Annotated in this window: 19 protein-coding genes; 3 read left to right on the top strand and 16 right to left on the bottom strand. The window is 48.6% G+C overall.

The window, feature by feature from the left end; translation table 11 throughout:
• Positions 1 to 3: 3 nt before the first annotated feature.
• The 3 genes from metH to O6P33_RS07185 all read left to right on the top strand — a co-directional run bounded on the left by metH (position 4) and on the right by O6P33_RS07185 (position 6,062).
• On the top strand, positions 4 to 3,696 hold the full coding sequence (metH, locus tag O6P33_RS07195) for a methionine synthase (protein ID WP_269817117.1): 3,693 nt from the start codon (positions 4 to 6) through the stop codon (positions 3,694 to 3,696).
• A gap of 226 nt (positions 3,697 to 3,922) precedes the next feature.
• A complete protein-coding gene (locus tag O6P33_RS07190; RefSeq protein WP_269817116.1) occupies positions 3,923 to 5,581 on the top strand; it encodes a nitrite/sulfite reductase in 1,659 nt (552 codons plus the stop codon).
• Positions 5,565 to 6,062 carry a DUF934 domain-containing protein gene (locus tag O6P33_RS07185; protein WP_269817115.1) on the top strand — a complete coding sequence of 166 codons (498 nt, stop codon included), beginning with the start codon at positions 5,565 to 5,567 and terminating at the stop codon, positions 6,060 to 6,062. The genes O6P33_RS07190 and O6P33_RS07185 overlap by 17 nt, the downstream gene beginning before the upstream one ends.
• 230 nt (positions 6,063 to 6,292) lie before the next feature.
• Here O6P33_RS07185 and O6P33_RS07180 read toward each other — a convergent pair whose 3' ends face one another.
• The 16 genes from O6P33_RS07180 to O6P33_RS07105 all read right to left on the bottom strand — a co-directional run bounded on the left by O6P33_RS07180 (position 6,293) and on the right by O6P33_RS07105 (position 19,894).
• Entirely contained in the window at positions 6,293 to 7,282 is a 990-nt protein-coding gene (locus O6P33_RS07180) for an OmpA family protein (protein WP_269817114.1), read from the bottom strand.
• 62 nt (positions 7,283 to 7,344) lie between these two features.
• Entirely contained in the window at positions 7,345 to 7,932 is a 588-nt protein-coding gene (gene sigX / locus O6P33_RS07175) for an RNA polymerase sigma factor SigX (protein ID WP_269817113.1), read from the bottom strand.
• A gap of 85 nt (positions 7,933 to 8,017) precedes the next feature.
• Positions 8,018 to 8,842, bottom strand: coding sequence for a mechanosensitive ion channel family protein (locus O6P33_RS07170; RefSeq protein WP_269817112.1), 825 nt, complete (start codon positions 8,840 to 8,842; stop codon positions 8,018 to 8,020).
• Between the two features lie 2 nt (positions 8,843 to 8,844).
• Complete coding sequence (locus tag O6P33_RS07165) at positions 8,845 to 9,093, bottom strand: CrfX protein (protein ID WP_269817111.1); 249 nt, start codon at positions 9,091 to 9,093, stop codon at positions 8,845 to 8,847.
• A 54-nt stretch (positions 9,094 to 9,147) separates the two neighbouring features.
• Positions 9,148 to 10,143, bottom strand: a complete 996-nt coding sequence (locus O6P33_RS07160) for a CorA family divalent cation transporter (protein WP_269817110.1) — start codon at positions 10,141 to 10,143, stop codon at positions 9,148 to 9,150.
• A gap of 24 nt (positions 10,144 to 10,167) precedes the next feature.
• Positions 10,168 to 10,653 carry a ribonuclease E activity regulator RraA gene (gene rraA, locus O6P33_RS07155; protein WP_269817109.1) on the bottom strand — a complete coding sequence of 162 codons (486 nt, stop codon included), beginning with the start codon at positions 10,651 to 10,653 and terminating at the stop codon, positions 10,168 to 10,170.
• Between the two features lie 130 nt (positions 10,654 to 10,783).
• Positions 10,784 to 11,722, bottom strand: a complete 939-nt coding sequence (rpoS, locus tag O6P33_RS07150; protein ID WP_420094984.1) for an RNA polymerase sigma factor RpoS — start codon at positions 11,720 to 11,722, stop codon at positions 10,784 to 10,786.
• Positions 11,723 to 11,845: 123 nt separating this feature from the next.
• Positions 11,846 to 12,667: a peptidoglycan DD-metalloendopeptidase family protein gene (locus tag O6P33_RS07145; protein ID WP_269819484.1), complete on the bottom strand. Its 822-nt coding sequence runs from the start codon at positions 12,665 to 12,667 to the stop codon at positions 11,846 to 11,848.
• Positions 12,668 to 12,725: 58 nt separating this feature from the next.
• A complete protein-coding gene (locus O6P33_RS07140; protein ID WP_269817108.1) occupies positions 12,726 to 13,637 on the bottom strand; it encodes a DUF368 domain-containing protein in 912 nt (303 codons plus the stop codon).
• Complete coding sequence (locus O6P33_RS07135; RefSeq protein WP_269817107.1) at positions 13,634 to 14,311, bottom strand: protein-L-isoaspartate(D-aspartate) O-methyltransferase; 678 nt, start codon at positions 14,309 to 14,311, stop codon at positions 13,634 to 13,636. The genes O6P33_RS07140 and O6P33_RS07135 overlap by 4 nt, the downstream gene beginning before the upstream one ends.
• Positions 14,308 to 15,057 (bottom strand): 5'/3'-nucleotidase SurE, encoded by a 750-nt coding sequence (surE, locus tag O6P33_RS07130; RefSeq protein WP_269817106.1) that lies wholly within the window; start codon positions 15,055 to 15,057, stop codon positions 14,308 to 14,310. The genes O6P33_RS07135 and surE overlap by 4 nt, the downstream gene beginning before the upstream one ends.
• Entirely contained in the window at positions 15,045 to 16,103 is a 1,059-nt protein-coding gene (truD, locus tag O6P33_RS07125) for a tRNA pseudouridine(13) synthase TruD (protein ID WP_269817105.1), read from the bottom strand. Before truD ends, surE begins: the two co-directional genes overlap by 13 nt.
• Positions 16,100 to 16,573: a 2-C-methyl-D-erythritol 2,4-cyclodiphosphate synthase gene (gene ispF, locus O6P33_RS07120; protein ID WP_269817104.1), complete on the bottom strand. Its 474-nt coding sequence runs from the start codon at positions 16,571 to 16,573 to the stop codon at positions 16,100 to 16,102. The genes truD and ispF overlap by 4 nt, the downstream gene beginning before the upstream one ends.
• 87 nt (positions 16,574 to 16,660) lie before the next feature.
• Entirely contained in the window at positions 16,661 to 17,506 is an 846-nt protein-coding gene (gene fghA, locus O6P33_RS07115) for an S-formylglutathione hydrolase (RefSeq protein ID WP_269817103.1), read from the bottom strand.
• 73 nt (positions 17,507 to 17,579) lie between these two features.
• A complete protein-coding gene (locus O6P33_RS07110) occupies positions 17,580 to 18,692 on the bottom strand; it encodes an S-(hydroxymethyl)glutathione dehydrogenase/class III alcohol dehydrogenase (protein ID WP_269817102.1) in 1,113 nt (370 codons plus the stop codon).
• A 92-nt stretch (positions 18,693 to 18,784) separates the two neighbouring features.
• Entirely contained in the window at positions 18,785 to 19,894 is a 1,110-nt protein-coding gene (locus O6P33_RS07105; protein WP_269817101.1) for a cyclic nucleotide-binding domain-containing protein, read from the bottom strand.
• Between the last annotated feature and the right edge of the window lie 38 nt (positions 19,895 to 19,932).

Here is a 19,932-nt window from a genome sequence, read left to right as displayed (position 1 = left end):
CCCATGACCAAGCATTTAGCACGTCAACAAGCTCTTCAAGATGCATTACAACAACGGATTCTGGTGCTCGATGGCGGCATGGGAACCATGATTCAAAGTTACAAGTTCACTGAAGATGACTTTCGCGGCGAGCGCTTTGCTGACTGGCCACAAGACTTACAAGGCAACAATGATTTATTAGTCCTGACTCAGCCCAAACTGATTCAAGAAATAGAAAAAGCCTATTTAGATGCCGGCGCGGACATTATTGAAACCAACACCTTTAACTCCACCCAGGTGTCACAAGCAGATTACGGCTTAGAATCCATCGCCTATGAGCTGAACTTTGAAGGTGCACGCATTGCCCGCGAAGTAGCGAATGCAAAAACCTTAGAAACACCCGACAAACCACGCTTTGTGGCTGGGGTGCTTGGCCCAACCAGCCGCACCTGCTCTTTATCTCCAGACGTGAACAACCCAGGTTATCGCAATGTGACCTTTGATATTTTGGTTGAAAATTACAGCGAAGCCACGCGCGGCCTAGTCAACGGCGGCGCCGACATTATCATGATCGAAACCATCTTCGATACGCTCAATGCTAAAGCCGCGATCTTTGCCGTTGAAGGCGTATTTGAAGAACTGGGAATCACCCTACCTATTATGATCTCGGGCACCATCACCGATGCCTCTGGCCGCACGCTCTCAGGGCAAACTACCGAAGCCTTTTGGAACTCGATCCGCCACTGCAAGCCTTTGTCGGTGGGTTTAAACTGCGCCCTCGGTGCCAAAGAGTTGCGCCCTTATCTGCAAGAACTCTCAGAAAAAGCTGACACCTTTGTCTCGACTCACCCCAACGCAGGATTACCCAATGCGTTCGCTGAGTACGATGAAACGCCAGAAGAAACGGCGGCCATGATTGAAGAGTTTGCCGCGTCCGGCTTTATCAATATTGTCGGTGGTTGCTGCGGCACCACGCCTGAGCACATTCGTGCCATTGCCGAAAAAGTCGCTAAATACCCACCGCGTGTGATTCCTGACATCCCTAAAGCCTGCCGACTTTCAGGCTTAGAGCCTTTTACCATTGATCGCAGCTCGCTCTTTGTCAACGTCGGTGAGCGCACCAACATCACCGGCTCCGCACGATTTGCCCGCTTGATTCGCGAAGAAAACTACACTGAAGCCCTTGCGGTTGCCTTGCAGCAAGTGGAGTCCGGCGCGCAGGTGATTGATATCAATATGGACGAGGGTATGCTCGACTCCAAAGCGGCCATGGTCACCTTTCTCAATCTGATTGCGGGTGAGCCGGATATCTCGCGCGTACCAATTATGATTGACTCATCGAAGTGGGAGATTATCGAAGCCGGCCTCAAATGCATTCAAGGTAAAGGCATCGTTAACTCCATTTCGATGAAAGAAGGCGTCGATGAGTTTATTAAGCACGCCAAACTTTGCCGCCGTTACGGTGCAGCGGTGGTAGTGATGGCCTTTGATGAGCAAGGCCAAGCCGATACTGCAGCACGTAAGCAAGAAATCTGCGCACGCTCCTATGATATTTTGGTCAACCAAGTGGGCTTCCCCCCTGAGGATATTATCTTTGACCCTAATATCTTTGCCGTGGCCACAGGTATCGAAGAGCACAATAACTACGCGGTGGACTTTATTCAGGCCTGTGCCTGGATTCGCGATAACCTCCCGCATGCGCTGACCTCTGGTGGCGTCTCCAACGTATCCTTCTCCTTCCGCGGTAATAACCCGGTACGTGAAGCGATTCACTCCGTCTTTCTCTATCACGCCATTCAAAACGGCCTGAATATGGGGATTGTCAACGCTGGACAGCTGGAGATTTACGATCAGATTCCAACTGAACTACGGGAAAAAGTCGAAGACGTTATTCTAAACCGCACGCCAAATGGCACTGAAGCTTTATTAGCTATCGCCGAAGATTACCGCGGTGATGGCTCGGTGAAAGAAGTTGAATCAGAAGAGTGGCGCAGTTTTCCAGTTAACCAGCGCCTTGAGCATGCTTTGGTAAAAGGCATCACGCAATGGATTGTCGAAGATACCGAAGAGTGCCGCTTACAATATGCTCGCCCAATTGAAGTAATTGAAGGGCCTTTGATGTCTGGTATGAACATCGTAGGTGACTTATTTGGCAGCGGTAAAATGTTCCTGCCACAAGTAGTGAAGTCAGCACGGGTAATGAAGCAAGCCGTCGCGCACTTAGTACCTTTTATTGATGCTGAAAAAGGCGACAAACCCGAAGCCAAAGGCAAGGTGTTAATGGCTACGGTAAAAGGTGACGTGCACGATATCGGTAAAAATATTGTCGCGGTAGTGCTGGGCTGTAATGGCTACGACATTGTTGACCTCGGTGTGATGGTGCCGGCGGATAAAATCCTAAAAACCGCCATTGCCGAAAAATGCGACATTATTGGTCTGTCTGGATTAATCACCCCATCCTTAGATGAAATGGTTAACGTGGCCAAAGAAATGCAGCGTCAAGACTTCCACCTGCCCCTCTTAATTGGCGGCGCAACCACTTCAAAAGCACACACAGCGGTCCGCATCGATCCACATTACAGCAATGACGCCGTAGTCTACGTCACTGACGCTTCCCGCGCTGTGGGTGTAGTAACCACTTTGCTGTCGAAAGAGCTCAAACCTGAGTACACGCGCAAAATCCGTGAAGAGTATGCTGACATGCGCGAACGCATTGCGGCGCGCACAGTACGCACTAAGTACCTCAGCTATGCGCAAGCTTTAGCCAATAAACCTAAGTATGAGTGGGCTGATTATCAAGCACCACAACCCAAGGTGAAAGGCACGCAGCGCATCTACGACATTGATTTAAAAGTCCTTGCTGATTACATCGACTGGACACCCTTTTTCATCTCTTGGAACTTGGTGGGCAAATACCCGCGCATTTTCAAAGATGAAGTGGTTGGCGAAGCCGCACAAACTCTGTTTGATGAAGCCCAAGTACTGCTGAAAAAAATGGTCGATGAAAAGCTCATTGAAGCGCGGGCCACCTTTGCCTTCTGGCCGGCCAATCAAGTCAATGATGATGATCTTGAGCTGTATGATGAAACTGGCCAACCCATGGCTAAACTGCATCACCTGCGCCAACAAATTGAAACCAACAATGATAAAGCCAACATGTCCTTAGCTGATTTTGTCGCCCCTAAAGATAGTGGTGTAACGGACTATATCGGCGGCTTTATTGTCACTGCAGGTATTGGCGTGGATGAGCTGGCCAAGTCCTACCAAGCTGCTGGTGATGACTACAATGCCATCATGGTGCAAGCCTTGGCTGACCGCTTAGCTGAAGCTTGCGCCGAATGGCTGCACCAGCAGGTACGCACCAAGCACTGGGGCTACGCCGAAGTGGAAAACTTCAGCAATGAGGATTTGATTCGCGAGAAGTACAAAGGAATTCGTCCAGCCCCAGGCTACCCTGCTTGTCCTGACCATACAGAAAAAGCCACTTTGTTCGAACTGCTTGATCCGCACCAAGACTTCGGTGTGAGCATGACCGAACACTACGCAATGTTCCCCACGGCAGCAGTCAGCGGCTGGTATTTTGCTAACCCTAACGCCCATTACTTTGCTGTGGGCAAGATCGAAAAAGATCAACTACAAAGCTACGCTGCGCGTAAAGGTCAATCTGTCGAAGAAGCTGAGCGCTGGTTAGCGCCAAACCTTGCTTACGAACCATAAAGTATGGCTTTGGCCCCTAGCAAAACCTGGGGGCCAAAGTATTTACTGCGAAACGCAGCATGCCCATAAAGAGACGATCAGCCCGTGGCAGCATAACCACGCTTATACCAAAAAAGAATCATCATATGAAAAACAATTACTTTATCGCATAAGCAATGGTTGCTAATGTACCTGTTATTCTGCACTCCATGCCACATGCTTACAGCAGCTTGCTACAGGGATATCCATGTACATTTACGACCAATACGATCAACAAATTGTTGAGGATCGCGTACAGCAGTTTCGCGATCAAACCCGCCGTTACTTTGCTGGCGAACTCTCTGAAGACGAATACCTGCCACTGCGCCTACAAAATGGCTTGTATGTGCAACGCCATGCGCCCATGTTACGCATCGCAGTGCCTTATGGCTTAATGTCGAGCAAGCAGATCCGTATGCTCGCGCACATCACGCGCAAATATGACAAAAGCTACGCCCACATTACTACGCGCACTAACGTGCAGCTAAACTGGCCTGCCTTAGAAGATGTGCCAGATATTTTAGCCGACTTAGCCAGCGTGCAAATGCATGCTATTCAAACCAGTGGCAACTGCATCCGCAACACCACCACTGACCAGTTTGCTGGAGTCGCTCGCGATGAGCGCATTGACCCTCGTCCTTGGTGCGAAATGATTCGTCAGTGGTCCACTTTTCACCCAGAGTTTGCCCGTTTGCCGCGCAAGTTTAAAATTGCCGTAAACGGTTGCACACTGGACCGCGCCGCCACGGAAGTACACGATATTGGTATCGAAGCAGTACATAACGCTGCAGGCGAACTGGGCTTTCGCATCCTCGTTGGCGGCGGCTTAGGTCGCACGCCAATCGTTGGCAGCTGCATCAATGAGTTTTTACCTTGGCAGCATTTACTCAGTTATCTAGAAGCTATTTTGCGGGTGTATAACCGCTACGGTCGCCGTGATAACAAATTTAAAGCGCGCATCAAAATATTAGTGAAGGCGCTAACCCCAGAAGTATTTGCTGAGCGTGTCGAGGAAGAGTGGCGTCACCTAAAAGATGGCCCTATTACTCTCACCGAAGAAGAAGTGCAGCGCGTTTCCAAGCATTTCACTGACCCAGCTTACTTAACCTTAGAAGACCAAGAGCCAGCCCTCGCCGCTCTGGATGCACAGCACCCAGGATTTGCTCGCTGGCGTAGCCGTAACGTAATCGCTCACAAAAAGCCAGGCTATGCGGCAGTGACGTTATCACTGAAAAAAACTGGGATCGCACCGGGTGATGTCACCGATAAGCAATTGGATGCTATTGCTGATTTAGCTGAACGCTATAGCTTTGCGGAAGCTCGTAACACCCACCAGCAAAATATAGTTTTGGCTGATGTCGAGCAAAGCAAACTTTTCGAGCTTTGGGAGCAGTTGCGTGAAAACGGTTTTGCTACCCCTAATATTGGTTTATTAACAGACATTATTTGCTGCCCAGGCGGTGACTTTTGTAACCTCGCCAACGCCAAGTCCATCCCCGTTGCTGAGGCTATCCAAGAACGTTTTGAGAACTTGGATTACTTATTCGACATTGGTGATCTTGACCTGAACATTTCCGGCTGCATGAACGCTTGTGGTCACCACCATGTGGGCCATATAGGCATTCTCGGCGTGGATAAAAAAGGTGAGGAGTTTTACCAAGTCTCTCTGGGCGGCAAAAGTGGGCGCGAAGCCAAGCTCGGCAAAATTCTTGGCCCCTCTTTTTCCCAAGACATGATGCCCGACGTGATCAGCAAGCTGATTGATGTTTACATCGAGCAACGCACGCCAGAAGAACATTTCATTGACACTTTTCAGCGCATTGGTATCCAAGTATTCAAGGAGCGTGTCTATGCGAAAAATAATTAAAAACACTGCCATCATAGAGGATCAGTGGACCTTACTCGATGCTGACGTGGAGCTCAATGTAGCTTTAAATACTCAGCAAGCAATTGTTCCCCTCGCTCTTTGGCAGGCACACAAAGAACAGCTAAAGGCTATTAATCCCATAGGGGTTTGGTTAGAGGCTGAGCAAGAAATCGAAAGTTTACTAGATGATCTAGAGCTATTTACTGTGATTGCGCTTAACTTTCCGGTATTTACCGATGGTAGGCATTTCAGCAGTGCACGCCTATTGCGTGAACGTTACGCCTATAGCGGCGAGATCAGAGCCATTGGTGATGTGTTGCGCGATCAACTCTTCTTTATGCAACGTTGCGGCTTTGATGCCTACGCATTGCGCAGTGACCGCTGCCCTATTGATGCATTAAAAAGCCTCACCGAGCTTTCAGTAAGCTATCAAGCTGCATACGATCAAAGCCTACCGCTGTACCGCCGCCGTTCAGCATAACTCAGTTGAGCGTTGAACAACGCCCCGCAATACAGCCGCAGCCAAGGATGGCCTGCGCAACTGCAAACACCCATAAACTCTCTACCGCACAACTACATGCACAGCTCTCACTGGCTCATAGCGCTAAACAGCATGCATAAACGGGCTATCTATAAGAAAACGCTAATAAAACAGAGATTGTAGGCAAAAAAAACCCCAGCAGAGCTGGGGTTTTTTATTACACAGAAGTATTATTCAACAACAATAACTTCTTCGATCTGTGCTTCAACAGACGCTTCTACACGACGGTTGATAGCGCGACCTTCGCTTGTTGCGTTGTCAGCAACAGGGTTGCTCTCACCATAACCAACTGCGTTAATGCGATCAGCTGCTACGCCATACTGGTTAACCAATACATTACGTACTGCATCTGCACGACGCTCAGAAAGCTTCTGGTTGTAAGCTGGGTTACCTGTTGAGTCAGTGTAGCCTTCAACAGTTGTAGCTGTTTGTGGGAACTGCTTCATGAACTCAGCAAGGTTTTCGATATCGCTGTAGCTGTCTTGTTTAACGTCAGCTTTGTCAAAGTCAAACTTAACATCAAGCTCAACACGGACTTCTTCAGTGATAACTTCTTCGTAAACAACTTCTTCAACAACTTCTACAGGCTCAACATAAGGCGCTGCAGCTGGCTTGCCACCGAAGTTAACACCTACACCAACACCGGCCATCCACTCAGACTGGTGATTGTCAAAACCGTGTACGCCTTCTACGCTTGCTTTAGCAAAAAGGTTTTCGGTGAAGTAGTACTTAGCACCGGCACCAATGTTAGCGAAAGTAGTACGGTCACGACCGCCACGATCAACTTGGTTCAGGCTCTGGTGACCCATACCTGCTGAGATGAAAGGACGTAGACCAACACCTGGCTCACCAAAGTGGTAAACCGCATCAAGGGAGCTGAGGCTACCGTTGGCTTTGCGGCTTTTGTGCGCCTCAAAAGAGTCATGGTTCAGACGCTTATACTCACCGTAGGACAGATTCAAAGAAACATCGTCAGTTAGGAAGTAACCAACAGAACCACCATAAAGGTTACCGTTATCCATTTTACGGTAGCTGTCAGTGAAGTAACGCTTTGCAAATACTTCTCCCTCAACAGCACCTTGGCCTTGTGCGAACACGCCGAAGGAAGATGCAGCAAGCAGAGAACCAATGGCTAAACCCAAGGTACTTTTTAGTTTCATGTTATAGATTCCTCTTTTTCTTAGTTTCTATCCAATACGCTGGATAAGGTCTTTCAATGTACTCAGTTATCTATTATATGCGAAAAGTTATCGCGTAGTCGATCTATTGCGCGTTTATAGCGCATTTTTGTTGCACTGAGTCCTAAGCGCATAATGCTGGCGATATCTTGAAACTCGAGCTCAGCAACAAAACGCAGAATAATAATTTCCCGATCAATTGAATTAACCCCAACCAACCAGCGATCTAAGTCATTATCCTTTGTATTTATTGGCTCTAATTCTACCTCCTCGTCTAAGGGGTTCAAGCTCAAAGCATCAAATAATCGTCGTTTACGCCGATCTTTTCGATATTGCGTTGTACATTCATTGTAAGTGATGCTGTACAGCCAGGTTTTAAATTTTGATTTGCCTTGAAATTTTTTTAAGCCGTACAACACTTTAAGCATTATTTCTTGGCAAACATCATCAGCATCACGATCATTGCCAAGATAGCGCGCACAGACATTGAATAAAGTACGTTGATAGCGACGCATCAACTCTTCATAAGCGCGCGTAACATGGAACAATTCATTTTTAGCATGCTCCACAAGCTCCTCATCACTGAGTTCCTGAGGCACATAGCGCTGATGCGGCACTTTAATATCAGTCAAAACAAGTCAAACCAGCTTCTAGGTAAATACAGCGGATAACGAAGTAAGACATCGTCACTTAATTCTCAAATCTTTACTGTAAAAATTAGCGACTGCTAACCTGCTGCTCAAGCAATACACGGTTAGCAAGGTAAAACCACTCACCAGTATCATTGACGATGATGGTTTTTACAGTCCCCATCTCCTCAATACGCCCCTCTACATCACCGACTTTAACCTGTTGCCCTAACTCATACAGCTCACGCACATAGATGCCTGCAATAATTTGCCCGGCGATGCCTTTACTGGCCAAGCCCAGCGCCAAAGCGCAAGCCAAACCAATACTCAGCAACACAATAGCAACCACATAGTTGAGCAATTCAGCCTTTATCTCCAGCTGGCCAATAGCAACCGACACGCTGATAATAATAACCATGCCTTGCACGATACGCCCCAGACCCGCGGCATATTCTAAGCGCACACCTTCTGCTGCACCTTTGACCATGGTATTTAGCAGCTGTGCCAATAAAATCCCAGCCAGCAAAACTAAAGCCGCAGCAAACATTTTCGGCACATACAGCGCAAGCATATCCAGTGTTGCTGAAACCCGCTCAAGCCCTAACGATTCGGCCGCTGAAACCAGAAAAATCAACAGCACAAACCAATACACAATTTTGCCAATGAGTGTGGAAACAGGGGCTTTAATACCCACGCGAGCCAGCAATTTAGTCAGGCCTGTACCGCTCATTAAGCGGTCTAAACCTAGTTTTGCTAAAAGCTTTGATAACAAGGTGTCTAAAAGTTTAGCCACCACAAAACCAATAATAACTAATACTAAAGCACCAAATAAATTAGGGATAAAGCCCGCTATTTTGACCCATAAACCACTCATTGCACCGACTAAGTTTTGTGTCCAAGAATCAAGTTGCATAATTAATCAGCCTTATTATTTGTAGTATATTTATCCGATAAGTTTGATACAGGCTTTAAATGCTCTGAACCACTACTGAGGCCTATCAATGCAGACTCGAGAGCTCGACCAAACAGGCCAAATACAGCTCCAGCACCCAGTTGACGGTTGGCTTTTTTCAGTACTTTATCCAATGAAACGTCATTACTGACTTGCGTTTCTTGCGCTTTCAGCATATCGCGTAGCGATTGTTCAAATGGATCTTGCGACATATTTTATATCAACCCAGTGTCATGCGGTAAAATACAGAATCAACTTGCGGCTTATTATACCCAACGCAACCAGCGGAAAAATAACCACTGACTAACGGCTAAGGTAACCAAAGCAAAGCAAGCAATTAAGAATCCGTGGGGGTGCTCTGAGCCAGGAATCCCACCCACATTAATTCCAAACAAACCGGTAACGAATGTCATTGGCAAGAAAAACCCAGTAATTACTGCCAGTATATACATAGTGTGGCTCATGCGCTCATTGCGGCGGCGATGCTCTGTTTCTAAAACCAGCCCGATACGTTCCCGAGTCAATTCGAGCTCTTCGAGGTGCAAGATCAGCCGATTGCTTAATTCGTTCCAATATAAAGCATCGTCAGCTTTAAACCATGGCTCAGTACTTAACGTAAGCATGGCAAACACATCTCTTTGCGGGGCTAAAAACCTGCGCAAATTGGCGGCGCGGCGGCGGGCATTGAGCAAAGGCATCAAAGCAGGCGCATAACGCTCATTATTATCCGTACTGGCTTCTTCTTGATCCACAGTATCAGCCAACTGGCTCACGCTGTTCTCAAGCTGATCGGTTAAACCTTGCGCTAAAAATAACAAAAGCTCAGAGCTGCTCCTCGGGCCAAAGCCTTTGGCAAACGCTTTAACCAACTCATCAATCACATGAATAGGGCGCTGACGCAGTGAATAAACAGTTTGCGCATTAGCAAAAATCCGCAAAGAAATCATATCCTCAGGCTCAGCATCAGTATTCAGATTAATCGCCCGTAAAAACAGCAATAGACCTTGATCTGCGAGCCGCAGCAAGCGTGGTCGCGTACTTTCTTCAAGCAATAGATCACAAGCAAACTCATTGAGCCCACTGTTTTCGCGTAACCACTGCTCGGCACTGTTATTATTACGCTCCCAGTGCAGCCAAAGACTTTGCTCTGCACTCAACTGTAAAGTCGCCAACTGCGCAAAGCTCAACGCTGTAGCTGAGCCTTTACCATCGAGCAAGTAAGCATGCAGTAAACCATGGCTGATACGGTCAGAATGCTGCATGCTCGTGATCACCTCTTAGCACTTTTATTCAGGCATGCTCAGCGCAGTTGTAGAAACAATTATGCCGTTATTATCGGCATAGACGAACTCACCTGGTCGGAATGTTACTCCGCCAAACTGGACGACCACATTGAGCTGGCCGATATTGTGTTTGTCAGTTTTCATTGGGTGGCTGGCCAATGCTTGTACGCCTAAATCGATCTCTTGCAAGACATCAACATCACGCACACAACCGTAGATAATAATGCCTTCCCAACCGTTTTTAGCCGCTTGAGCAGCGACCATATCACCCAGCATAGCGCGACGTAACGAGCCACCACCATCAACCACCATCACTTTCCCCTGACCGGGTTGATCGGCCTGTGCTTTAACCACCGAGTTATCTTCATGGCACTTGATAGTAACAATCTCACCACCAAAAGAGTCACGCCCACCAAAGTTAGCAAACATTGGTTCAACGACTTGCACTTCTGGGTGAGCATCACATAAATCTGGGGTTATATACTGCATGCTGGTTTCCTTATAAAGAATTATCAGGTTTCAATACGCCACAGTTTAGCCTAAATAACAGTTCAAGATAAGCCTACAGCACGGCTAAGAGCTTACTCAGCTTTGAGCAAGCTCTTGCAGTGAGCAATGCTTACTGGCTAAAAAGTAAGTCCTTCGACAAGCCATTAGACTCTAGAATCGTGCGCAATCTTGCCAAGGCATCCACTTGGATCTGCCGCACGCGCTCACGGGTCAAGCCCATGACACTGCCAATTTCTTGCAGGGTGTGGCAATCATAACCGTGTAAACCAAAACGGCGTAATACAACCTCACGGTAGCGCAGGTTCAGTCCGTTCACCCACTCACCAATACTGACAGCTAAGTCCTCGCGCTGAATAGCATCGCTGGGATCACAGTTGTTCTCATCCACCAGCATATCTAGCAAGCTCAACTCAGACTCTTGCACACTGGCAGCATCTAAAGATAACGCCCGCTCGTTGTATTCACTTAGTTGCTGAATATGCGCAACAGGCAAGTCAAGATGGTGGGCTACACGTTCTATGCTAGGTACTTGGCCGGTTTGCTGGGTTAACTCACGCACTGTTCGTAAATACGTATTCAGCTCTTTGGAGACATGCACTGGCAAGCGCACTACGCGTGAGGTATTCATAATCCCTCGCTCGACCGACTGCCTAATCCACCAAGTTGCATAGGTTGAAAAGCGAAAGCCGCGCTCAGGATCAAATTTCTCCACAGCTCGGATTAAACCTAAATTACCTTCTTCAATGAGGTCTAGAAGTGCCAAGCCACGATTTTGATAACGCTTAGCGATATTGACCACTAAACGCAGGTTGGACTCAATCATACGGGCCCGCGCAGCTGTATCCCCTTGAATTGCGCTGCGCGCATAAGCCACCTCTTCTTCTGCTGTAAGCAGAGGCGGCAAACCTATTGCATCAAGATACAGCTGTGTGGCATCCAGTGTTTGCGCTGCCGGTGAGCGTTTCTTTTTTTGCGTAAGTTCTTTTTTACCGGCCTGTAAACGCCCGGTTTTTACACTGGCGCGGTAACCACCAGAACGATCTTGCACCTGACCTACAGCTGTCACTAATTCCTTTAGTTTCATTGCTACCATCCTATTTCACTTTGTAAAGTAAGCTGCAACCTATAGCTGTTGCAGCCAGTACTTTGCTAGTGATTTAAGGCCAGCGAGCTATCGCTTAGGTAAGTATTGCATAGGGTCAACGGGTTTACCTTGACGTCTAATTTCAAAGTGCAGTTTGACTTGGTCCGTTCCGGTGGAACCCATCTCTGCTATTTGCTGCCCTGCTTTAACTTTCTGTCCTTCATTCACTAGCAGACGCCGGTTATGTCCATAGGCGCTGATAAAAGTATCATTGTGTTTAATGATGACCAGTTCGCCATAGCCCCTTAAGCCACTTCCAGCATATACAACGCTACCATCCGCTGTTGCAATAACAGGTTCTCCGAGCTTGCCAGCAATATCAATGCCTTTATTCAAACTAGTGTTTGAAGAGTACACCCCTATTAGCTTGCCAGACGCAGGCCACAGCCACTTACCCTGCCCTCCAGCAGCAACCACAGGCGCAGCTTTACTTGCTGCAGATGTGACAGGCCTCACAGGCTTAGCAGCTTGAGCTGGCTTCGCCGGTGCCACCGCCACAGGCTTTCTAGTCGTTTGCGCAGCAGGCGCTTTAACTACCACAGGAGCCTTTGTCGTATTCGAGAAGCGAATAACTTGCCCTGGCACAATCACGTAAGGGGCGCGAATCCCATTGCGTGCGGCTAAAGTTTTCCAGTCCCAACCAAAACGAAAAGCAATTGAATACAAAGTATCACCACGTTTCACCACGTAGTGACCGCTAGTTACAGGATTGTACTGGCGCTGCTTAGCACCATGGGAGCGGTCCACTACCGGCGCTTTGCCTGAGGTACCCGAGCAGCCCACTAACGCGCTACTGAGCAAAACGACCCACAGCCACTTAAGACTGGCTATTTTCTTTAACGACAACATGATTTGAACTGGCCTCACGCCGAACTCCTTGACCACTTAACAACAACTGGCTGCGAACTTACCTACTTGCAAAACGCTCAACAACAATCACTAGCACAACACCAAATATGCACAGTAATAAGGCTGGCAGCCACTGCGCATCCACTTGCAACAGCTCAGCATATTGCCAAGGTGAAATATTTTCCTGCAGCAAGGGCAGCGTCTCTCCATGCCGATCCACACGCCAACTTAAAGTCTGCTTCCAGGGCCAGATTTTATTCAACGAACCAAACATAACCCCAGTGAGTAAGGCTAAAGTTAGATCCCTAAAGCGCGCCAAAGCCGCGTGCAGCAACCGTGAAAATGCTAGCAAGCCAAATAAGCAGCCGGCAATAAAAACAAGTAACACAGATAGATCCAGCTGTTTAACAGCTAGCAATACCGTTGGGTATAGGCCAAGCAAGACTAAAATGAAGCTACCAGAAATACCCGGCAAGATCATTGCACAAATAGCAACAGCTCCAGCAAAAAACAAGCTCAATGGATCATGTCCTAAGTTAATCGGTGCAGCAACTGTTATCCACCAAGCAAAAACCGCCCCCAGAGCAAAAGCCAGCCAGCGACTGAGGTGCCAACGCTCTATATCCCGAGCAACTAAATAACAAGAGACTAAGATCAATCCAAAGAAAAATGACCACAAAACAATGGGCTGCGTATCAAGCAACCAAGTAATTAGACGCGCAAGACTTAAAACACTGAGTAAAACCCCAGAGAACAAAACCAGCAAGAAATTAACATTTGCCAATTGCCAAGCGGCTTTCACTTGTCCACGCAACAGGAGCCAAGCGGCCTCAGGAATGCGCGATAAAGCACCCAACAATTCATCATAAATTCCGGTAATAAAAGCTACTGTTCCACCGGAAACACCGGGCACAACATCCGCTGCACCCATAGCCACGCCTTTTAAGAACAAAAGTAGTTTATTTTTCACGCCAAAGACCCGCTTAATAACGGCACAAAGCGCACACCTTCGAGGGTGTGATAAGCCAGGCCAGACTTCTCTCGAACAATGAGCAATAATTGTTGATCATCACTTTCCCCGACCGGAATCACCAGTCTGCCGCCCACTGCTAACTGATCTAACAACGCTTGTGGCACCTCTTTAGCGCCAGCCGTAACAATGATGCCATTGTAAGGCGCCAAGGCATTCCAACCGTCCCAGCCATCTCCCCAGCGGTACACCACATTGCGCAAGTTCAACTCAGTCATACGCTCTTTAGCGCGTTCTTGTAATGACTGAATACGCTCAACAGAAAACACACGCTCCACCAACTGCGCTAGCACTGCAGTTTGATAGCCCGAGCCAGTCCCTATCTCCAGCACCTTATCTAAAGGACCATCAGCCAGCAGCAGTTCGGTCATGCGCCCAACAATATAGGGCTGCGAAATTGTTTGATTGTTGCCAATCGGCAGCGCTGTATCTTCATACGCTCGGTGTGACAAGGCCTCATCGACAAACAGGTGTCTAGGCGTGCGCCGAATCACATCCAAAACCTCTAGATTACTCAAACCCTCATCGCATAAGCGCTGAATCAGTCGCTCACGGGTGCGTTGCGAAGTCATACCTATTCCGCGGCGCTGTAAATCGTCCTGTTGCACACTCACAATATCCCCTCCAACCACTGCTGTACATTCTGCAATTGCGAGTGAAATGTACGGTCCAATTGCAGTGGCGTAATCGACACATAACCTTGGCTTACCGCATGGAAATCCGTGCCTTCAGCACCGTCTTCCACTTCGCCAGCCGCCGCCAACCAGTAACACTCTTTGCCACGTGGGTTAACCGTGCGCACTGGGGCTGCTGCCCGTGCACGGTGCCCTAAACGAGTCAGTTTAATGCCTTTGATCTGCGCAAGCGGTAAGTCAGGTACGTTGACATTAAATACGGTGCGTGGTGCAAGTTCCAATTCCCCATGCGCCTCAATTAAGCGCCGCGCAAACCAAGCTGCACTGGGTAAATTTTGCGTCTGCCGTGACAGTAAAGAAAAAGCAAAAGATGGCCGCTGTAAAAACCGCCCCTCGAGAGCAGCCGCCACTGTACCTGAGTACAACACATCATCACCAAGATTAGCGCCAAGATTAATTCCCGCGACTACCATATCCATAGCTTCAGGCAGCAGGCCATGCAAACCTAAGTGCACGCAATCAGTGGGCGTACCATTAACGCTGATATAGCCGTTACTTAAGGTTTGCGGGTGCAGCGGCCGATCCAAAGTCAAAGAACTACTGGCACCGCTGCGGTCTTGATCAGGGGCAATAATTGAGCACTTGGCATAATCCTTTAACGCTGTATGTAGCGCAGCTAAACCTGGTGCATTTACACCGTCATCATTGGCAATTAAAATTCGCACGCATGTACCGCCTCAGTCACCGACAAAAGTTCCACCATTTCACGTAAAACCACGGTAGCAAAGCAGCCTGGTGGTAAAATAAACTGCACTTGCAAACAATCCTCAGCTGGGAATGTCCAACTCAAGTCACGCACTGGTAGGCGCAAAATCCGCCGTTCCTGCTGCAGATTAGCGCGCTCCAGCCAAGTACAGAGGTGCGGCCAAGTTTCTGCTACCTGCAACTCTTGCGCTCGGGTCTGGGCCTGACTGACCAGCGCACCATCCCCCCAGAACGGTCCCGTAGGATGCACATCCAGCTGCGCCAAACGAGGATCTTGGCATTCCTCAGCGCCAGCGATGAAATAACTACGACTACTGGTGAAAGCCAGCACGTCGCCCACTTGCGCGGTGTGCCAAGTTTGCTTGTGCACACGCTGCGCTAATACACGATTAAAAATAGCACTGCGCCCAGTTGATAATAACCGCGAGCGTAGATTTCTTTGTATCGGTAACTCGTTGCGCTGTGCATAGTCCAGCGCACCTAACAGGTTATTGCCCTGCTCACCAAAGCGCTGCAGGCCAAAATAGTTAGGTACACCCTGAGCTGCGATCGTTTGCAAACGCTCTTCAAGGGCTAAACGGTCAGCTTGCAGAGCAGTTAAGCGAATAGTAAAGCCATTGGCCGCATGCGCACCGCGCTGCAACTTACGGCTGTGTCGCTGCCGATCTAATATGCGTAACTCTGCACTCTCGGCTGCAGCCAGTTGCGGATCAGCTTGTCCGGGCAAATGTATGCTAAACCATTGTCTGGTTAGCGCTTGGCGGTCTTTTAAACCGGCATAGCTGATTTGCCGCAGTGACACACCAGCAGCTTTAGCCAAGCGCCGGGCAGCTTCTTCAGTATTCAGCAGGCGCTTTTCCACCCACAACCAGAGGTGCTCGCCACTGCCTGAGCGAGCGATATCTAAAACCTCATCCACTTGGAAATCTTCTGCGCTGGCTTTCAACTGAGCGCTACCACAAGGCTCACCAAAAGCTCTAGGGCCTAACAACTCCAACTCAGTCATGATTTAACCAAGATGGCCACGGCATGCGCAGCAATACCTTCTTCACGTCCAACAAAGCCCAAGCCTTCAGTAGTGGTGGCTTTAACATTGACCTGATCCACCGCAATAGCTAAATCGGCAGCAATATTTTCCCGCATCGCAACAATATGCGCAGCCATTTTTGGTGCCTGAGCCAAGATGGTCATATCAACATTTGCTACCTGCCAACCGGCCTGCTGCAACAAGGCAACCACATGACGCAATAGCTCACGGCTATTTGCCCCCTGATACGCTGGGTCAGTATCAGGAAAATGCTGACCAATATCACCCAGCGCTGCCGCGCCTAATAATGCATCAGTGAGCGCATGCAATAACACATCACCATCTGAGTGCGCGACAAAGCTTTTATTGTGAGCAATCTGCACACCGCCAAGGGTAATAAAATGCCCAGGTTGAAAGCGGTGTACATCATAGCCATGACCTATTCGCATGCCATTACCTTGTTATAAAAAACAGGCGCCATTCTACACATTTTTACCTGCTAGCGCCTGAACAGCCTGCAAATCAGTGCTTTTGCTTTACGCCTTTAAAGCCTGCGCATGAAAGCGTAAATGCTCGTCAATAAAACTGGCGATAAAGTAATAGCTGTGATCATAGCCCGGCTGTAATCGCGAGGTTAACGGGTAACCTGCACGTTTAGCAGCATCTTGTAAGGCTGCAGGCTTGAGCTGCTCAACTAAAAAGTTATCGGCGTCGCCCTGATCAACCAGCATCGGTAAGTGTTGCGTGGCCTGAGCCATTAAGACACTGGCATCCCACTCACCCCATGTTTCGCGCTCCGCTCCTAAGTAGTGGCTAAAGGCTTTCTCCCCCCAGGGGCACTGCGTTGGCTGGCACACTGGCGCAAAGGCTGAAACCGACTGATAACGCTGCGGTTCGCGTAACGCGCAAATCAGTGCCCCATGCCCCCCCATGGAGTGGCCACTGATGCTGCGCTTATCCGATACAGGCAAGTGCTTCTCAATCAGCGCTGGCAGCTCCTTAACCACATAATCATACATTTGATAATGTTTAGCCCAAGGCGCTTGCGTGGCATTTACATAAAACCCAGCACCCAAACCGAAATCCCAAGCACCCTCTGGATCATCCGGCACTGAAGCACCCCGTGGACTGGTATCCGGCGCAACAATCACTAGCCCCAGCTCAGCTGCTGCTTTTAATGCACCCGCTTTCTGCATAAAATTTTCATCATTACAGGTTAAACCCGATAGCCAATACAGCACTGGCAACGGCTTACCCAACTCCACTTGCGGCGGTAGGTACACGGCAAACTGCATGCTGCAATTGAGCACAGTGGATTGATGCTCATAACGCACATGTTGGCCGCCAAAGACTTTATTTGCTGACAATTGTTGTAACGACATAATTAACTCCAAAGACAACGGTTACGGCAGACCAGCCTAAATCGCGGTCTGCCTTAACACCTGTGGTTGATGATTAAAAATGAATAACGCTACGAATACTCTTGCCTTCGTGCATTAAATCAAATGCGCTGTTGATGTCATCCAGACCCATTGTATGAGTGATAAAGGTATCCAACGGTATTTCACCGCTTTGCGATTTGGCGACATAACCAGGTAATTCAGTACGGCCTTTCACCCCACCAAAAGCACTGCCACGCCAAACGCGTCCAGTCACCAACTGGAACGGACGGGTGCTGATTTCTTGCCCAGCACCGGCCACACCAATAATCACTGACTCCCCCCAGCCTTTATGGCTGCACTCAAGGGCCGCACGCATCAGCTGCACATTACCCACACACTCAAATGAATAATCTACCCCGCCATCGGTCATTGCGATGATGACATCTTGAATGGGTTGGTCGTGATCCTTTGGATTGACACAATCCGTGGCACCTAACTCACGAGCAATGGCAAACTTATCAGGGTTAATATCAATGGCAATAATGCGACTGGCCTTGGCCATTTTCGCCCCAATGATTGCCGCCAAGCCAATCCCACCTAAACCAAAGATCGCCACAGTGGCGCCCTCTTCAACTTTAGCGGTATTAAGCACAGCACCAATCCCCGTGGTTACACCACAACCCAACAGGCAAATTTTTTCTAACGGCGCATCTTTTGGCACTTTAGCCAAAGACACTTCAGCAACAACGGTGTACTCCGAAAAGGTTGAAGTACCCATGTAGTGATAAATCGGCTCACCTTTATAGGAGAAGCGCGTGGTGCCATCCGGCATCAAGCCTTTACCCTGAGTTTCGCGCACGGACTGACATAAATTGGTTTTGCCTGAAGTGCAGTATTTACAGGTGCGGCATTCGGCTGTGTACAGTGGAATAACATGATCACCCACTTCCAGCGAGGTCACCCCCTCCCCCACAGCTTCAACAATACCGCCACCTTCGTGCCCTAAAACGGCAGGAAAAATGCCCTCTGGATCATCACCAGATAAAGTAAAGGCATCCGTATGACAAACACCACTGGCGACAATACGCACCAATACTTCACCAGCTTTAGGTGGCGCTACATCAATCTCAACAACCTGCAAAGGCTGCCCTGGACCAAATGCAACTGCCGCGCGGGACTTAATCATCGTACTCTCCTCAAATTCTATACATGCAAAGCATAGCAGAGAGCAGCATTTGATAAGCTAAAATCGCACAGATATAAAGCAAATGGCATGATTTAGTCACTGCGCACTAGGCAGCCACCAGCGCGTAATAAGTAACCCGAGCCCTCTTCAGACAAAAACGCCTCTTGAGGAATCTGTGATAACACATTAACCCCGCCACGTAAGGCAAAGGCTTGAAAACCCAGCTGCGTCAATAAAAAAACTGCACTTTGGCTGCGCTTGGCATTATCGCAGTAGCACAAATACACCGTATCTTTATCCAGCATCCGCGCTTTCAAACGCAATAGATCCAGTGGCATATGCAATGCTTGTGCTGCATGACCACGCTCATATTCATCTAAGCGGCGCACATCTAACCATTGCGCGCCGCGCGCCAACAGGGGGCCTGCTTGCGCAAAAGTCACTTCTTGGGTTATTGGTGCTTTTAATAACTCTAAAAAATCTGCGCGCTCTAAATACAGTACCTGACTATCTGCCAGTAAAGTAACCGAGGCGTTACGCGGCGAGTCGCTGAGCAAGGCCTCTTCGCCAAAGCAAGCACCCTCTGACAAGTTGGCCAATACTTGCTCTTCGCCCGCCAACGTCTGGGTGACTTGAGCACTGCCACTGCGTAAAAAATAACAACGATCGCCCTGCTCACCTTGCGTCAAGACCTTAGCGCCTTGCGCCAGTTCTAAACTGTTTAAGCGCTGCAACATTTGGCGAATATTAATGGCCGGCACCCGGGAAAATAAAGGATTGCTCAAGAGGATGGATAACCACTCAATATCCTCGCCCTCTGCCTCTAACTCCAAAAGCACATCTTGCAACGCCTGTTGCCACGTCATAAAACTCGCTAAACGCTCACGTTCAAGCAACACCACTGCACAATCTGTTGCAGCAATTAAGGTGTAAGGCTGCGCGGTATCGGCCGGCAAGGCATGCTGACTTTCAGTACTGCCTGCCTCTATATACAACTCACTCCCTTGTGCGGGTTGATAAAACAAATCACCCGATACCAAGAAGCACAGCACTTGCATACTCTGTGCTGCACCAACGACTATTTGTCCGGCTAAAAATGGCTGAATAACCAACTGGGGGCGTAGCGCCTCATATTGCTGAGCAGACAAGGCATTTAAAGACGTAAAACCCTTTACTTGTGCAGGGCTTAAGTAATGACTCATGCGTTCGGATACTCCTGTAAAAACGCCACTTAAGGGCA

The sequence above is a fragment of the Denitrificimonas caeni genome, from assembly GCF_027498055.1.
Taxonomy (GTDB): Bacteria; Pseudomonadota; Gammaproteobacteria; order Pseudomonadales; family Pseudomonadaceae; genus Denitrificimonas.
Note: the sequence above shows the minus strand (reverse complement) of the source record. Positions and strands in the feature narration are given on the sequence as shown.

Coding starts and splice junctions, on each gene's coding strand:
- fghA (WP_269817103.1), bottom strand. CDS start 17,506: ATGTCGTTACAACAATTGTCAGCAAATAAAGTCTTTGGCGGCCAACAT.
- O6P33_RS07180 (WP_269817114.1), bottom strand. CDS start 7,282: ATGAAACTAAAAAGTACCTTGGGTTTAGCCATTGGTTCTCTGCTTGCT.
- O6P33_RS07105 (WP_269817101.1), bottom strand. CDS start 19,894: ATGAGTCATTACTTAAGCCCTGCACAAGTAAAGGGTTTTACGTCTTTA.
- rraA (WP_269817109.1), bottom strand. CDS start 10,653: ATGCAGTATATAACCCCAGATTTATGTGATGCTCACCCAGAAGTGCAA.
- O6P33_RS07145 (WP_269819484.1), bottom strand. CDS start 12,667: ATGTTGTCGTTAAAGAAAATAGCCAGTCTTAAGTGGCTGTGGGTCGTT.
- ispF (WP_269817104.1), bottom strand. CDS start 16,573: ATGCGAATAGGTCATGGCTATGATGTACACCGCTTTCAACCTGGGCAT.
- O6P33_RS07190 (WP_269817116.1), top strand. CDS start 3,923: ATGTACATTTACGACCAATACGATCAACAAATTGTTGAGGATCGCGTA.
- metH (WP_269817117.1), top strand. CDS start 4: ATGACCAAGCATTTAGCACGTCAACAAGCTCTTCAAGATGCATTACAA.
- O6P33_RS07170 (WP_269817112.1), bottom strand. CDS start 8,842: ATGCAACTTGATTCTTGGACACAAAACTTAGTCGGTGCAATGAGTGGT.
- truD (WP_269817105.1), bottom strand. CDS start 16,103: ATGACTGAGTTGGAGTTGTTAGGCCCTAGAGCTTTTGGTGAGCCTTGT.
- O6P33_RS07110 (WP_269817102.1), bottom strand. CDS start 18,692: ATGATTAAGTCCCGCGCGGCAGTTGCATTTGGTCCAGGGCAGCCTTTG.
- O6P33_RS07165 (WP_269817111.1), bottom strand. CDS start 9,093: ATGTCGCAAGATCCATTTGAACAATCGCTACGCGATATGCTGAAAGCG.
- O6P33_RS07160 (WP_269817110.1), bottom strand. CDS start 10,143: ATGCAGCATTCTGACCGTATCAGCCATGGTTTACTGCATGCTTACTTG.
- O6P33_RS07185 (WP_269817115.1), top strand. CDS start 5,565: ATGCGAAAAATAATTAAAAACACTGCCATCATAGAGGATCAGTGGACC.